This window comes from Streptomyces sp. SID13666 (assembly GCF_010548325.1).
In the GTDB taxonomy this organism is placed as follows: Bacteria; Actinomycetota; Actinomycetes; order Streptomycetales; family Streptomycetaceae; genus Actinacidiphila; species Actinacidiphila fildesensis.
The window spans coordinates 280,328-295,077 of record NZ_JAAGLX010000004.1 but is presented as its reverse complement, the minus strand read 5'-3'; the positions used below and the strand labels follow the sequence as shown (position 1 = coordinate 295,077).

General features: G+C 70.3%; 15 protein-coding genes. 9 read left to right on the top strand and 6 right to left on the bottom strand.

Going from position 1 to position 14,750, the window contains the following annotated elements; all coding sequences use genetic code 11:
* Positions 1–3: 3 nt before the first annotated feature.
* Both G3I60_RS10310 and purU read left to right on the top strand, forming a co-directional pair.
* On the top strand, positions 4–450 hold the full coding sequence (locus tag G3I60_RS10310) for a hypothetical protein (RefSeq protein ID WP_187145299.1): 447 nt from the start codon (positions 4–6) through the stop codon (positions 448–450).
* 46 nt (positions 451–496) lie between these two features.
* The gene (gene purU, locus G3I60_RS10305) at positions 497–1,351 is read left to right on the top strand and encodes a formyltetrahydrofolate deformylase (protein WP_343241464.1); all 855 of its coding nucleotides are present in this window, start codon (positions 497–499) and stop codon (positions 1,349–1,351) included.
* Between the two features lie 30 nt (positions 1,352–1,381).
* On the opposite strand, the gene rfbC is transcribed toward purU, so the two are convergent.
* Positions 1,382–1,984, bottom strand: a complete 603-nt coding sequence (gene rfbC, locus G3I60_RS10300) for a dTDP-4-dehydrorhamnose 3,5-epimerase (protein ID WP_164295996.1) — start codon at positions 1,982–1,984, stop codon at positions 1,382–1,384.
* Positions 1,981–2,862, bottom strand: coding sequence for a glucose-1-phosphate thymidylyltransferase RfbA (gene rfbA / locus G3I60_RS10295; RefSeq protein ID WP_138353538.1), 882 nt, complete (start codon positions 2,860–2,862; stop codon positions 1,981–1,983). Before rfbA ends, rfbC begins: the two co-directional genes overlap by 4 nt.
* Positions 2,863–3,001: 139 nt before the next feature.
* Between rfbA and rfbB the strand changes: the two genes are divergently transcribed.
* Positions 3,002–3,988 carry a dTDP-glucose 4,6-dehydratase gene (gene rfbB, locus G3I60_RS10290; RefSeq protein ID WP_164607027.1) on the top strand — a complete coding sequence of 329 codons (987 nt, stop codon included), beginning with the start codon at positions 3,002–3,004 and terminating at the stop codon, positions 3,986–3,988.
* Positions 3,985–4,902, top strand: coding sequence for a dTDP-4-dehydrorhamnose reductase (rfbD, locus tag G3I60_RS10285; RefSeq protein WP_164607025.1), 918 nt, complete (start codon positions 3,985–3,987; stop codon positions 4,900–4,902). The genes rfbB and rfbD overlap by 4 nt, the downstream gene beginning before the upstream one ends.
* 101 nt (positions 4,903–5,003) lie before the next feature.
* Here rfbD and G3I60_RS10280 read toward each other — a convergent pair whose 3' ends face one another.
* A complete protein-coding gene (locus tag G3I60_RS10280) occupies positions 5,004–6,587 on the bottom strand; it encodes a N,N-dimethylformamidase beta subunit family domain-containing protein (RefSeq protein WP_164607024.1) in 1,584 nt (527 codons plus the stop codon).
* Positions 6,588–6,742: 155 nt separating this feature from the next.
* Positions 6,743–8,068 (bottom strand): lipopolysaccharide biosynthesis protein, encoded by a 1,326-nt coding sequence (locus G3I60_RS10275; protein WP_164296001.1) that lies wholly within the window; start codon positions 8,066–8,068, stop codon positions 6,743–6,745.
* Between the two features lie 306 nt (positions 8,069–8,374).
* Between G3I60_RS10275 and G3I60_RS10270 the strand changes: the two genes are divergently transcribed.
* The 4 genes from G3I60_RS10270 to G3I60_RS10255 all read left to right on the top strand — a co-directional run bounded on the left by G3I60_RS10270 (position 8,375) and on the right by G3I60_RS10255 (position 12,307).
* A complete protein-coding gene (locus G3I60_RS10270; RefSeq protein ID WP_198357789.1) occupies positions 8,375–8,791 on the top strand; it encodes a DUF2304 domain-containing protein in 417 nt (138 codons plus the stop codon).
* Complete coding sequence (locus G3I60_RS10265) at positions 8,788–9,525, top strand: glycosyltransferase family 2 protein (RefSeq protein ID WP_164296003.1); 738 nt, start codon at positions 8,788–8,790, stop codon at positions 9,523–9,525. Before G3I60_RS10270 ends, G3I60_RS10265 begins: the two co-directional genes overlap by 4 nt.
* Entirely contained in the window at positions 9,522–10,472 is a 951-nt protein-coding gene (locus G3I60_RS10260; RefSeq protein ID WP_164296004.1) for a glycosyltransferase family 2 protein, read from the top strand. Before G3I60_RS10265 ends, G3I60_RS10260 begins: the two co-directional genes overlap by 4 nt.
* 164 nt (positions 10,473–10,636) lie before the next feature.
* The gene (locus G3I60_RS10255) at positions 10,637–12,307 is read left to right on the top strand and encodes a hypothetical protein (protein ID WP_164296005.1); all 1,671 of its coding nucleotides are present in this window, start codon (positions 10,637–10,639) and stop codon (positions 12,305–12,307) included.
* A gap of 24 nt (positions 12,308–12,331) precedes the next feature.
* Here the strand turns inward: G3I60_RS10255 and G3I60_RS10250 are convergent, their stop codons facing one another.
* Both G3I60_RS10250 and G3I60_RS10245 read right to left on the bottom strand, forming a co-directional pair.
* On the bottom strand, positions 12,332–13,465 hold the full coding sequence (locus G3I60_RS10250; protein WP_164296007.1) for a maleylpyruvate isomerase family mycothiol-dependent enzyme: 1,134 nt from the start codon (positions 13,463–13,465) through the stop codon (positions 12,332–12,334).
* Positions 13,462–14,019 carry a sigma-70 family RNA polymerase sigma factor gene (locus G3I60_RS10245; protein WP_138353548.1) on the bottom strand — a complete coding sequence of 186 codons (558 nt, stop codon included), beginning with the start codon at positions 14,017–14,019 and terminating at the stop codon, positions 13,462–13,464. Before G3I60_RS10245 ends, G3I60_RS10250 begins: the two co-directional genes overlap by 4 nt.
* A 312-nt stretch (positions 14,020–14,331) precedes the next feature.
* Here G3I60_RS10245 and G3I60_RS10240 point away from each other — a divergent pair, with 312 nt between their 5' ends.
* Positions 14,332–14,703 (top strand): STAS domain-containing protein, encoded by a 372-nt coding sequence (locus G3I60_RS10240; RefSeq protein ID WP_138353549.1) that lies wholly within the window; start codon positions 14,332–14,334, stop codon positions 14,701–14,703.
* The last annotated feature ends 47 nt before the right edge of the window (positions 14,704–14,750 follow it).

Sequence of the window (14,750 nt, the reverse complement as noted above, 5' to 3'; positions counted from 1 at the left end):
ACGATGGGGGGCATGCCGCTCAATGACATGCCTTGGTGGCGCTGGCGCAGCAATGTGCGCTCGGCGCTGCACATGATCAGCGACCCGGTGTTCCAGCAGGAGTGCTGGCTCGCCGGGGTGCCCGGTTTCGGCGACGTCACCGACGCCGTCTACCGCCTCGTCGAGGACACCTGGCTCGACAACTGGTCCGCCGAGAAATACGTCGGGACGATCTTCCGCGACTCGCAGGAGGCCGCGCTCGTCGACGTCGCGGTGCTCCGGGTGCTGAAGATCCTGCACCAGGTGGGCGCGGACGCGCCGGTCAGCACCTACCTGGAGCACCACGCCTGGCCGGAGGCGGTCCGCGCCGCCCGCGAGGCGCACGTCAAGCTCGCGACGGCCGACGGGGACGACGTGGACGCGCCGCCGCGCTCGCTCGACGTCCTGGCGATCTACACGCGTACCGCCTGACGGACGGCGGCGCCGTGCGAGCGGCCGCGTGTGCGAGGCTGACGGGGTGAACGAACCGCAATATGTGCTGACGCTGTCCTGTCCCGACAAGCAGGGCATCGTGCATGCCGTGTCGAGCTACCTCTTCATGACCGGCTGCAACATCGTGGACAGCCAGCAGTTCGGGGACCAGGACACCGGGCTGTTCTTCATGCGGGTGCACTTCACGGCCGAGCCGCCGGTGGACCAGGACAAACTGCGCGCGAGCTTCGCGGCGATCGGCAGCGCCTTCCAGATGGACTGGCAGCTGCACGCGGCGGACGAGAAGATGCGGGTCGTCCTCATGGTCAGCAAGTTCGGGCACTGCCTGAACGATCTGCTGTTCCGCACCCGGATCGGCGCGCTGCCCGTCGAGATCGCGGCCGTGGTCTCCAACCACACGGACTTCGAGGAGCTCGCCGGCTCCTACGGCATCCCGTTCCACCACATCCCGGTGACCGCCGACACCAAGGACCAGGCGGAGGCGCGGCTGCTGGAACTGGTCGAGGCGGAGCGCGTGGACCTGGTGGTGCTGGCCCGCTACATGCAGGTCATCTCCGACGACCTGTGCAAGCGGCTGCCCGGCCGGATCATCAACATCCACCACTCGTTCCTGCCGAGCTTCAAGGGCGCCAAGCCCTACCACCAGGCGCACGCGCGCGGGGTGAAGCTGATCGGCGCGACCGCGCACTACGTGACGGCGGCCCTCGACGAGGGCCCGATCATCGAGCAGGAGGTCGAGCGGGTGGGGCACGAGGTCACCCCCGAGCAGCTCGTGGCGATCGGCCGTGACGTCGAGTGCCAGGCGCTGGCGCGCGCCGTGAAGTGGCACAGCGAGCACCGCGTCCTGATCAACGGGCACCGCACGGTCGTCTTCGCCTGACGTGCGGTGCCGCGGGCCGTACCGGTCCGGTCAGGCGCCGGCGCCCAGCTCCTTGTAGCGGGCCTGGCAGACGTCGAAGTCCGGCAGCCGGCCGCCGTCCCGCATCTCCGCGAAGCTGGGGGCGGCCGCGTCCCGGGCGGACAGCTGGGGCGCGCCGGTCTGCCACTCGATGCCGAGCTCGGGGTCGAGCGGGTGCACACCGTGCTCCTTGTCGGGACGGAAGACGTCCGAGACGAGGTACGAGAGCGTGGCGTCGTCGCTGAGGGCGCAGAAGCCGTGGCCCATGCCCTCCGCGATGTAGAGGGCCTTGCGGTCCACGTCGTCCAGCCGGACGCCCTCCCACTGGCCGAAGGTCGGCGAGCCGACCCGCAGGTCGACCACCACGTCGAGCACCGCGCCGCGTACGCACGTCACGTACTTGGACTGGCCCATCGGGACGTCGGCGAAGTGGATGCCGCGCACGACGTCCTTCGACGACACCGACATGTTGGCCTGCGCGAGCCGCATCGGATGCCCGACCTCGGCCTCCAGCCGGTCGAAGCGGTACCACTCCAGGAACAGGCCGCGCGGGTCGCCGTGCTGCTGGGGGGTGATCTCCCAGGCGCCGTGGAAGGACAGCGGTCGGATGTTCATCGCGGGAGGTCCTCTTCGAGGGCGAGCGTGTTGACGAGGTATTCGCCGTAGCCGCTCTTCAGCAGCGGTTCGGCCAGTTTGCGCAGCTGCTCGGAGTCGATGAACCCCATCCGCCAGGCGGTCTCCTCGACGCAGCCGAGCTTCAGCCCCTGCCGCTCCTCGATGACCCGGACGTACTCCGAGGCCTGGACGAGGGAGTCGAAGGTGCCGGTGTCCAGCCAGGCGGTGCCGCGGTCCAGTACGGAGACCCGGAGCTTGCCCTGCTGCAGGTAGGTCGCGTTGACCTCGGTGATCTCCAGTTCGCCGCGCGCGCTGGGCTTCAGGCTGTTGGTGATGTCCACGACCTGGCTGTCGTAGAAGTAGAGGCCCGGGACGGCGAAGCGCGACTTCGGCCGCTCCGGCTTCTCCTCGATCGACAGCGCGTTGCCGTGCTCGTCGAACTCGACGACGCCGTACGCGGTGGGGTCCTTCACCTGGTAGGCGAAGATCACGCCGCCGTCGGGGGAGCTGTGGTCCTGCAATTGCCGCCCGAGGCCCGCGCCGTGGAAGATGTTGTCACCGAGAATGAGCGCCACCGGCTCACCGCCGATGAAGTCCGCACCGATCTGGAAAGCCTGGGCGATTCCACCGGGATTCGGCTGCGAGCGGTATTCGATATTGATACCGAATTGCGAGCCGTCGCCGAGGAGCCGGCGGAACTGCTCCTGGTCCTGCTCGGTGGTGATGAGCAGTATGTCGCGAATTCCCGCCATCATGAGCGTCGACAGCGGGTAATAGACCATCGGCTTGTCGTAGACCGGCATCAGCTGTTTGGAGACCGCTTTGGTGATCGGCCACAGCCGGGACCCGGTCCCGCCGGCGAGGAGGATACCACGCATGTTGTTTCTACTTTCTCCGGCGGCAGGCGGCCGAAGACTGCTCGGCTTCGCCCCTGCACTCGGGGAACGGCTAGAGTTACGGCGAAGCAAACCATCTTACGCCGCCCCCCAGTAGGGGCCTGACTGGACTCTGGCACTCATGAACATTCTTGTTACCGGTGGCGCCGGATTCATCGGCTCGCAGTTCGTCCGCGCAGTCCTGTCAGGGGAGATGCCGGGGCTCGAGACCGCCTCCGTCACCGTACTGGACAAACTCACCTACGCCGGCAACCCGGAGAACCTCGCTCCGGTCGCCCACCTGCCCGGCTACCGGTTCGCGCACGGCGACATCTGCGACGCGGACTTCGTCGCCTCCGTCCTGCCCGGCCATGACGCGGTGGTGCACTTCGCCGCGGAGTCGCACGTCGACCGGTCGATCACCGGCGCGGCCGCGTTCGTCACCACGAACGTGCTCGGCACCCAGACCCTGCTGGACGCCGCCCACAAGCTGGGCATCGGCCGCTTCGTGCACGTGTCCACGGACGAGGTGTACGGCTCGATCAGCGAAGGTTCGTGGACCGAGGACTGGCCGCTCGCGCCCAACTCCCCGTACGCCGCGGCGAAGGCGGGCTCCGACCTGATCGCGCTCGCCTACCACCGCACGCACGGGATGGACGTGGTGGTCACCCGCTGCTCCAACAACTACGGGCACCATCACTTCCCCGAGAAGATGATCCCGCTGTTCGTGACGAACCTGCTGGACGGCAAGAAGGTCCCGCTCTACGGCGACGGCGGCAACATCCGTGACTGGCTGCATGTCTCCGACCACTGCCGGGGCATCGCGCTCGCGCTGCAGGGCGGCAAGGCCGGTGAGGTCTATCACATCGGTGGCGGCACCGAGTTGACGAACAAGGAGCTCGCCGGCCAGCTGCTGGAAGCCTGCGGCGCCGGCTGGGACATGGTCGAGTACGTCGAGGACCGCAAGGGCCACGACCTGCGCTACTCCCTGGACATCAGCAAGTCCCGTGCCGAGCTGGGCTACGAGCCGCAGATCGGCTTCGACCAGGGCCTCGCCGACACCGTCGCCTGGTACCGCGACAACCGGGCCTGGTGGGAGCCGCTGAAGGCCAAGGCGGCGCTTTCATGAGCGATGCCGTGACGAACGAGGACCCGGCCGCCGGCAGCACCCGCTGGCTGGTGACCGGCGCCGGCGGCATGCTCGGCCAGGAGGTCGTGGCGGCGCTTGCGGCCGCCGCGGCCGCCGCCGTCACCGCCGCCACCCGGGCCGACCTGGATCTGACCGACCCCGCGGCGCTGCTCGCGGCGGTCCGCGGTCACCGGATCGTGGTCAACGCGGCAGCCTGGACGGACGTCGACGGCGCGGAGGCCGACGAGGCCGCCGCCACCGTCGTCAACGGCGACGGGGTGCGCCATCTGGCCGCGGCCTGCGCCGCCGCGGGCGCGCTGCTCATCCATGTCTCCACCGACTACGTCTTCCCCGGCGACGCCAAGGAGCCGTACCGCGAGGACGACCCGACCGGGCCGGTCAACGCGTACGGCCGCGGCAAGCTCGCCGGTGAGCTCGCGGTCGCCGAGCTGCTGCCCGACAGCGGCTACACCGTCCGCACCGCCTGGCTGTACGGCGCGCACGGCCGCAACTTCGTCGCGACCATGCTGAAGCTGGCGGCCACCCACGAGACGCTCGACGTCGTCGACGACCAGCTCGGCCAGCCCACCTGGGCCCGCGCGCTGGCCGTCCGGCTCACCGAGCTGGGCCGCGCCGCGCTCGCGGGCGACGCCCCGGCCGGCGCGTACCACGGCACGGCTGCCGGCCAGGCCACCTGGTACGAGCTGGCCCGCGCCGCGTTCGAGCTGTCGGGACTGGACCCCGACCGGATCCGCCCCACCACGGCCGACAAGTTCGTCCGGCCGGCCAAGCGCCCGGCCTACAGCGTGCTGGGCCACGACCGCTGGTCCGCCGCCGGGCTCCCGGCGATGGCCGACTGGCGGGACGAGCTCAAGGCGGCGGTCGCGGCAGGAACGTTCGCACCGCGGCCGTAGCCGCACCACCGGTCACGACGCACGAAAGCCCGGCCGCCATTGCGGTCGGGCTTTTCGTGTTCGGTGCACCCGCGCGGACCCTTCGGAGGGCCCGCGGCGGGTCAGTGCGCGTAGGAGAAGCCGGCGGGCGGCCTGGCGTACGTGTTGTAGTTGTCGACCGCCGGGTGCTTCGCGCCGGCGGGGCCCGCCTGGAACGCCGTCAGGATGTTCTCGCTGACCTTGCGGGCGAACTTCACCGAGCTCTGCGGCACACGGTAGGAGCACCGGTCGTTGTTGACCGTGCAGGTCCAGCCGAGGGTGCCGCTGGAGAACACGCCCGCCCCGGAAGGCGTCGTGTAGTAGGTGGAGTTGGAGAAGCTGTGCTTCTTGCCCAGCGTGACGGGTGAGTCGGAGAGGGCCTGTATCGGGCGCGGCACCTCGGGCCCGGTGAACAGCTTGTCGTACTCGACGGCGACCAGACCGGGGTACTTCGACCCGTTCTTCGCGCCGGTGCCGGCGTAGACCCAGCTGTCCGCGTCCGTGACGACGTACGGCGCGGTCACGCCGAGCCATTCGTACTGGACGCCGAGCAGTTCACTCTCGGGACGCGGGTTCGGCGGCAGCCGCCACTGCTGCGTCGCCTCGTTCGGGTCGGTGAGCACCATCGGGTCCTCGGACGGGTCCTTGTAGCACGTCACGACGCGCTGGTCGCCGAGGGCCGAGGCCTCGAAGCGGACATGGCGGTAGACGTTGTTGGCACCGAAGAAGGCCATGTTGATGCCGGTGTCGCGGGCCTTGGTCGCGGTGTCCCGCATCCCCGAGGACCAGTACTCGTCATGGCTGGGGAATATCAGCGAGCGCGCGCCCTTGAACAGTTCGGGCATGTTGTCGAGCTCCGACGAGGTGACGTAGGCCATCCGCAGGCCCAGCTTCTCGGCGGTGACCAGCATGGGCAGCTCGTGCCACAGGAACTGGCCGCTGCCACCGCGGTCGTAGGGCCGGTCGAAGCTCACCTTGCGGGAGCGCTCCGCGTAGGAACGCGGGCCGGGAGGGCCCGCGTAGATGTTGTGCCCGCCCCACGAGTTGTAGGCCTGCCAGGTGGCGGTCGCGTTGACGAACACCGTCTTGCCCGCGGTGGAGGTCGAGCGGACGGTGATCGGGACGTTCCGCTCGTTGCCCTTCCTGGACGTGAGCTTCAGCAGGTAGTCGCCCTCGGGCCAGCCCTTGGTGCCGATGCTCATGGACGGCTTCCACGGGGCGGTCGCCATGAATATGCCCGGCACGACCTTGGCCGGCGGCTGTATCTGACCGCGTACCGACTTCGAGGACCAGACCAGCCGGCCCTGCTTGCCGCCGTAGTAGCCCATCCGGAAGGCCTGGACTTCGAAGCTGCTGGCCGTGGTCGACACATACAGGTCGAACGGCTGACCGGACGTCACGCTGACGTGATTGGTGTATCCCTCGATCGCGTTCTGCGGACCGGGGTTCCGCACCTCCCAGGCACGGGTGCCGGGCAGGGCGTTCTCCTTGGACACGGAGAAGTCGCCGGTCGACTGCCGTGGCGGCGGGGCGACTTCGGCGACCTTGTGCGGGGCGGTACCGGTACCCGACTCGGGCACGGACGCGGCGACGGCATCGCGGGTGTGGTCCAGGACGTAGGGAACGGCCGGGACGGCTATCGCGATGAGGGCGCCGAGGGCGCACATAAGAAGGATGATACGGCGCACATTCATGGTCCAGCGACCGTACATGCGTCCGGCAACCGACCTTGTCGATGCTGTCTGATCGTCGGGTTGCTGTGACAAGACTGTGAACTTCGCCGGGCCTTTGCCGGCTGTTCACCACCTGAATGTGGTCTGTGTCACCCGGGTTTGACGGTTCCGAGGGCCTCGGCGTCCCCGACCAGTGCCCGGGTCTTCGCGTCGAACGGCTGGTCGAAATGGCGCAGTCCGGAGCGCAGCCCGAACAGCAGAGCGACGGCGGCGGCGCCGGCGGCGATCGCGTAGGAGAGTTCGACCTGCAGCGCCGTGCCGCCGGGCAGCAGGGGTGCGGTCCCCAGGGCGAGGGCCCCGATCGTCCAGGCGACGCACAGTATGCGGTGGCCGCCGGTGGCCAGGGTGCCGCTGCTGAGCACGATCGCCGCGAGGTGGGCGACCGCGCCGAGACCCAACAGACCGAAGTCCAGGGAGCTGAGGGCCGGCGGTGCGTGGAAGGCCGTCTCGTTCAGGGCCGGGCCGATCACCGCGCAGACGACCGCCCAGCCGGCGCCGAGCGCCGACACCATCAGCAGGTTGCCGCGCAGCGTGCGCAGGAAGCCGGCCTTGTCGCCGGCGGTGTGCCGGCCGGTGAGCTCCACCAGCAGGGACGCCTGCATGGAGCTGACCAGGAACTGCGGCACGCGCACCAGGATCAGCGCCGAGACCAGGGCGGTGACCAGTGGGGTGTTGTCCGGGTCGAGGAGCTTGGCGGTGACGACCGGAGCATTGGCCACGGCCTGCATCAGCGTGGTGGAGACGACCAGCACGCCGAAGCCGTTGTGGATCTCGCCCACGCCGGCGGCCGGTCCCGGCCGGGACGCCCGGCGCATCGCGGGCAGGCACAGGAGCACGGCGGGCAGCGGGGCCAGCGCCATCGCCAGGCCGAACGCGAGGAAGGAGCCGTTTACGGCCAGCAGCGTGATCGCGGCGCCCACCCGCAGCACCGCGTCGGCGGTGAGCTGGACGGCGTACCAGCGGAAGTTCCCGTACCCGGCGAGGATGCCGCGCGCGGTGTGCTGGGCGGCCCAGCCCACGAAGGCCGCGCCCAGGACAGCGACCATCGCCCGGTCGCCGTTGAAGAGCAGGTTCGCCAGCGGGCCGGAGGCCGCGGCGAGCGCCGCCAGGACCACGGCCAGCATCGCCGTCGCGGTGAGTATCCCGCGCCGGATGGCGGGCCCCGCGCCCAGTCCCGCGGCGGTCCGCGCGGCCACCACCCGGGTCAGTTCCTGCTCGACGGGGAAGAACAGCCCGATGCCCGCGAAGGCGATCACCGACCACAGGACGGAGATCTGGGCCATGTCGTCATGGCCGAGCGTCCGGCCGGCCAGGGCCAGGAAGATGTAGGAGGCGCCGGCGTTCGCCGCCACCCCGGCCCCGACGAGAAGGGTTCCGGAAGGGAGCGTGCGCAGGAGTGCTGTGGGCGACTTCATGTGGCGGCAAGAATACCCCGGGGGACATGACAGGTACTCGCCGGACCGGCTCCCCGAGCGGCCGGGAGACCCCGGGCTTGGGCGTCCACCCGGCTTTCGGCTCTTGTGGCCAAGGGGTACCATGAGCGCCGTGTCCGGCAGCGTGTGTGACGTCGCCACCCAGTCGCGGGTTGGCGGGACGTCTTCTTCGCCCTCTGCCCGGTAGCCGGTCATTCCCTGGACGTCAGCCGACGTCGGTATGACGCGGCAGCCTCGTACTCCGACCGGAAAGACGGCTGAATCGTGCAATTGTCCGTACTTACCTCGGTGACCGGCTTGGCGGTGCTCGGATGCATCGTCGAGCTGTTGCGTCGCCAGCAACTGCGCGAGAAGTATGCGGCCCTGTGGCTGCTCATCGGCCTGATCATCGCTCCGCTCGGTTTCTTCCCGACCTGGCTCGACTCGATCGCCAACAAGCTCGGCGTCGCCTCCGGCGTGAGCCTGGTGCTCTTCGCCGGCTTCGTCCTTGTGCTGCTCGTCACACTGCACCTGAGCTGGGAGTCCAGCCGTCTCGAAGCCGAGACGCGCACCCTGGCCGAGGAAGTGGCCCTGATCCGGGCGCACTTGGCGCAGACCGCCGACCCGATGCCCGCCAACGCGGTGAAGCCGGTCATCGACGGCGACACCGGCACCGACAGCACCACTGCCACCACCACTACGGATGATCGCGAGGCCCGGGCATGATCGATGGCCGACGGGTACTGGTGATCGTGCCGGCGTGGAACGAGGACGCCGGGCTGGCGACGACCCTGGGTGAGATCAACAAGGAACTGCCCGACGCGGACATCCTCGTCGTGGACGACGGTTCCACCGACCGCACGGCCAAGGTCGCCGCGGCGGAGGGCGCGATCGTCGCCCGCCTGCCGTACAACCTCGGCGTCGGCGGCGCCATGCGGCTGGGCTACCGCTACGCGCTGGAGTACAACTACGACGTCGCGATCCAGATCGACGCCGACGGCCAGCACGACCCGAGCTATGTGCCGGCCCTGCTGCGCGAGCTCGACAACGCCGACCTGGTCGTCGGCGCCCGCTTCGGCGGCGAGGGCGACTACCAGGCCCGCGGCCCGCGCCGCTGGGCGATGCGACTGCTGTCCGGCGTCATGTCCAAGCTGGCCGGCACCCGGCTGACCGACGCCACCTCCGGCTTCCGCGCCTGCAACCGCGACCTGATCGAGTTCTTCGCCGGCTGGTACCCGGTGGAGTACCTCGGCGACACGGTGGAGAGCACCGTCGGCGCGATCCGCTGCGGTTACACCGTCCGGCAGGTCCCGGTCGCGATGCGGCCGCGCACCACCGGCAAGCCGAGCCACTCGCCGCTGCGCGCGATGGTCTACCTGGCCCGCGCGGGCCTGGTCCTGCTGCTCGCGCTGATCCGGCGGGTGCCGTCCCAGGCCCCGCACACGATGGTCTCGGTATGACGGACCAGGATCCGTCCGGCGGCGGCTCCGCCGGACTCCGCTTCCACATCCTGATGCCGTACTACGGCGATGTCGCCGTCATGCAGGACGCCGTCCGCAGCGTGCTGGCCCAGGACGGGGACGACTGGCGGCTCACCGTGGTCGACGACGGCAAGGAGGCGGGCGTACCGGAGTGGTTCGCCGCCCTCGCCGACGACCGCGTCCGCTATCTCCGCAACGAGCAGAACCTCGGGGTGACCGGGAACTTCAACCGGTGCGTGGAGCTGTCGGAGGGCGAGCACACCGTCCTCATGGGCTGCGACGACCTGCTGCTGCCCAACTATCTGCGCACCGTCCGCACCGCCCTGGACCATGAGCCGAAGGCGACCATGGTGCAGCCCGGCGTCGACGTCATCGACGGCGAGGGCCGGCCGTCCAGGACGCTCGCGGACACCACCAAGGACCGGCTCTACGCGCCGAAGGGCGCGCGCCCCCTCACGCTCAGCGGCGAGGACCTGGCCGTGAGCCTGCTGCGCGGCAACTGGCTCTACTTCCCCTCCATCTGCTGGCGGACCGAAGCGATGCGCAAGTTCCGCTTCCGGGCCGACCTCGGGGTGATCCAGGACCTGGCGCTCGTCGTCGACCTGCTGCTCGACGGGGCCTCCATGGTCGTCACGGACACCGTGGCCTTCCAGTACCGCAGGCATGCCGTCAGTGAGTCGTCCGCGAAGGCCCTCTCGGGGGACCGCTTCGACGAGGCGCGGCGGTTCTTCCTGGAGACCTCCGACCGGCTGACGGCCCACGGCTGGAACCGTGCCGCGAAGGCCTCGCGCCGGTACTGGTCCTCACGGCTGCACGCGGTCACCCTGCTGCCGGCCACGGCCCGCCGCGGACCGAAGGGAAGTACCCGCGCGATGCTCCGGCACGCGTTCGGGCCCATCGGTGGTGGCCGCGCCGGCAGTGCCTGACCAACGCCTGGCAGGTGGGGCCGGGGACCGGGTCCCCGGCCCGATGGCGACGCGGGGGCGGACAGGCTGTCCGATATCCTCGACCCCGATCTAGATCGACGCGAGTGCGGCAGCCGTTGGCCACCAACCGCCAGGGGGGTGGCCGACAAGTTACGGGAGCTTTGATGACGACGTTGAACTGGCGGCCGCGGAATCTGATCCGGAGGGACCCGGGCGATCAAGCCGCGGCCCCCGGCGGGCGCCGGTGGGTGGGACTGCTCGCCGAGGCGGGTGTGGCCATGACCGCCGCCGCGCTGCTGCTGCTGTACAGCGCGACCATCCACGTCAACCCGATGAAGCGCCCGGGACAGGTCAGCGGCCTCGCCGCCATGCTGCTCCCGTTCATGGTCATCGCCATCGCGATCGTCGTCGCCGTGCTGCTGGTGCAGCGCTTCGGCCGGCCGGTCCACTACACCTGGGCGGTACGGCTGGCCTGTGCGGCGACCGCCGGCCTGTTCACCGGGCTGATCGCGGGCGGCGTCGCGGTGGCGCTGCACGGCACCCCGTGGCCCATCAACGGTGTGATCTCGGACTCCTCGGTCATCCAGAAGTACGCCCACTCGGTGGCCACCGGGCACGGCATCCCGGACGATTCCGGGTACCCGCCGCTGTACATCTACCTGCTCGCCGCCTGGGCCAAGCTCTTCTACAACGGCAACACCGGCTACGCGCTCAAGACGCTCTCGCTGGTCACCGTCGCGCTCATCGGCCCGCTGGCCTATCTGATGTGGCGGACCATACTGCGCCCGGTGTGGGCGTTGATCATCGGTGTCGTCCCCACCCTCCCGCTGATCGACCCGTACAAGCCCTACGGCAACCTGTCGCTCTTCATCTTCATCCCGGCGCTGGCGCTGCTGCTGAGCGCACTGCGGCGCAGTCCGGTCACCGAACCGAGGCGCCTGATCGCGGTGGGAGCCGGGCTCGGGCTGCTGATCGGCCTGGACTTCCTGCTCTATTCAGGATGGTTCGTCTGGTCGGCGGCCGGCATGGTCGTGCTCACGCTCGCGTACTTCCCCTGGAAGGCCGGCCCGAAGCGGGCGCTGATCCTGCTCGGCTCGACCGCGTTCGTCTTCCTGGCCGTGGCCGGCTGGACCCTCTCCAAGCTCCTGCTGATGTCGACGGACAACGTCGACCGGTACATGTACGTCGACACCGACACCGACCCCGGCTACTTCTCCATCTGGCTCTGGGTGCAGAACGGCAAGCCGGACCAGTGGCCGCCGCTGGGAGAGCTGGGCGGCGTCGGGCTCTTCGCCATCCTGCTCGCGATCGGCCTCGGCGTCTCGCTCATCCTGGGCGCCAGGCGGTCCGTGGTCATCGTCGCCGCCACCTGCATGGCCAGCGCCTGGGTGATGCGCCTGTGGTACGCCTCGCACATGTACCGGGACAACGCCGTACAGCTGTGGCCGCGCACGTCGTGGCAGATCATGTACTGCCTGCTCGTGCTGTGCGGATTCTCCATCTATCTCGGGGTGCAGCGACTCAAGCGGATCAAGCTCCCCAAGCTGACACCGGCTGCTTCGTCCGCTTCCGCGGGCACGGCCGGCGGCGCCAGGAGTGGTCTCCGGGCCCGTCTGCCGCTGCACGCCGGGGTGCTCGCCTGTCTGCTGCTGCTGTTCGGGATGTCGGGTTCCGCCATCGCCAACAAGTACATGCCGGGGCCCGGCCTGTACCCCGCGTACCGGTCGATGCTGGCGCACATCACGCCGAAGCTGGACGGCAAGTGCCCGGCCTACACCAACCCGAAGGCGTGCGTTCCGCGGAAGCACCCCTGGCTGGACCACTTGAAGAAGTAGCAGGAGCGGGGAGCTGCCGCCGCGTCACAGCCTCGACAGTGACGCGGCGGCGAAGAGCACATCGCGGATGACGTCGCGGTCCCCGTCCTGGCCCACCGCTATCCGCTCGGGCTCCAGATGACCCGCGGCCAGCTGGCAGAACTCGACGCTGTCGAGCGCGACATGGGCCACCGCCTCCTCGGCGGTGGCCGGCGCTCCGGGCGAGTCCAGGGCGATGTACCAGTTCCCCCCGCCCTGGCCCTCGACCTCCAGATGCACCGACCTGCCGGGCGAGCCCGCGGCGGTGAGCCGGGCCGGGGAGGCCGTGAGTCCGGCCCGGCGGCGCCCCGCGATGGCGGTGGGCAGCATCCGGGCCGCCAGGTCGATCATGCGGTTGAGGTTGCGCGGCGCCGGAGGGTCGTACGGGTAGTCGACGGCCTCGGCGATGTCCCAGGCGTGTATCCAGCACTCGAAGGCCCGGTCGAGGAACGCGTCCCGCAGCGGCAGCGTGAACGCGCCGTATCCGACGTCCAGTCCGGCGGTCCCGTGCCCGGCGAAGGACACCGTGCGCACCAGCGTCTGGCTCTGCTCGCGCCACCGGGCACGCAACGGGGCGCCCGGCACGTTCCGCGCCGTGGCCCAGTAACTCTCGGTGCGCTGCGCGGGATCGAACGGCAGCTCGTCGATGGGCAGCCCGAGCGCGGACGCGACCAGGCCGTCCACCGCGCAGAGATGGCCGATGACCTGCGCGACGGAGACCTCACGGGCCACCCGCTTGTCCTCGTACCAGCGCAGCTCGACGGGCGCGTCCCAGTAGCCGTCGCCGAGATCGCGCAGCAGCGCGTCCAGCCGGGCGGACTCCGCGTCGTACGGACCCGCCCAGTCGGGCACCGGAATGCGCGCCGGGCGGCGGTCGAGACAACCCGACAACACCCGGGACCGCAGCAGCGGATCAAGGTCGAGCGTCTCCTCCTGGTGCAGCAGGCCGACGGCGTCGCGCAGCCGCAGCGCCTCGTCCGCGCAGGACGCGCAGTCCGTGAGGTGCACCTCGACCGCGAGCGACTCCTCGCGTGAGCAGGCGGCCAGCGCCCAGGCCCCGAGCAGGGACTTGAGGGTGCTGTGGTCGTACGGGGGGAGCCGTCCGCGGTCCGGCCCGGGGCCCGTCGTCCCGGCGGTCACCGCTGCCACCCGTCGAGACCCGCGGGCGCGGCGGGTGCCATCGCGGTGGACAGCAGCTGCAGGCCCAGGCGCAGCCGGCGCCGGGCCTCGTCCTCGGTGACGCCCAGGTCGGCGGCGGTCTGCCGGTAGTCGCGCCGCCGGAAGTAGGCCAGTTCGAGGGCGTCGCGCAACGGGGCCGGCATGGAGGTGACGATGAAGTCGGCGCGGGCGGCGGTATTGGCCTCGCGGACCTTCGCCTCGACCTCGTCCTGGCTGCTCCGGCCGCGGTTCTCCGCATGGCGCAGTCGCTGCACGGCCCGGCGCTGGGTGAGCGCGGCGATCCAGGAGCGCAGCGAGCCGCGCCTCGGGTCGTAGGCGTCGGGGTTCTCCCAGAGGAAGCCGAAGACCTCGCGGGTGATGTGGTTCGCGGCCTCGTCGTCGTCCAGCACGCGGTGGGCGAGGCTGTGCACCAGCGACGCGTACCGGTCGTACAGCTCGCCGAGCGCGGCTTCCTCCCCGCGGGCCAGACGCTGCTGCATCTTGCGGTCCCAGCGGGGTGGTGCCGGTGTCGCCATGCGAACCTCTCCCCTCGCCGCCGGCGTTCCGCCGGCCGCGTCGTCCTGCCGGACCTGCCCGGCCTCGTCAGTTCGAATGTAACCGCCACCTACGACGGCGTACGCCCCTTTGCGCCATCCTGCCGCCGTATCGGACCGCTTCTGGCGATGTGTTATGCGGGTGTGACCGCGGTACTGCTCGGCTGTGCGGGATTCCGGGCATAGGGTTCACATGATGACGCTGTCGCAATTCCCCGAGGAGCGGCCTTCCGGGCCTCCGCGGACCGCCAGGGTGGCCGGGCTGCTCCCAGCGACGTCGCGAGGTGAGTCTCAGTGGAAGTAACGCAGGTCGAGCAGGACGGCTGGGCCGTGGTGATCGTCACGGGCGAGATGGACCTCCTGACCTCCCCCACCGTTCGCCAGCACGTGCACGAGGCGGTCGCCGACGGGCGGCGCAGCGTGGTCCTCGATCTCGCGGAGGTGCGCTTCTGCGACTCCAGCGGAGTGGGTGTGCTGATCGCCGCGCGCCGACTGATGCGTTCGTGCGCGGGCCGGCTCCGTATCGTGCTGCCGGACCAGGGCGCCGCCGACGACGGGTCCCATGTGAACCGGGTGCTCGCCGCCCTCGGCGTCCGCCGCCTCTTCGACGTCTATCCGGACCTCGCTTCCGCGACCGACGACTCGGCCCGGCCGATATCCGCCTAGGGCGCGTGCCAGACGCCGTGGGCCAGGCGGGACTTTCGCAACACGCC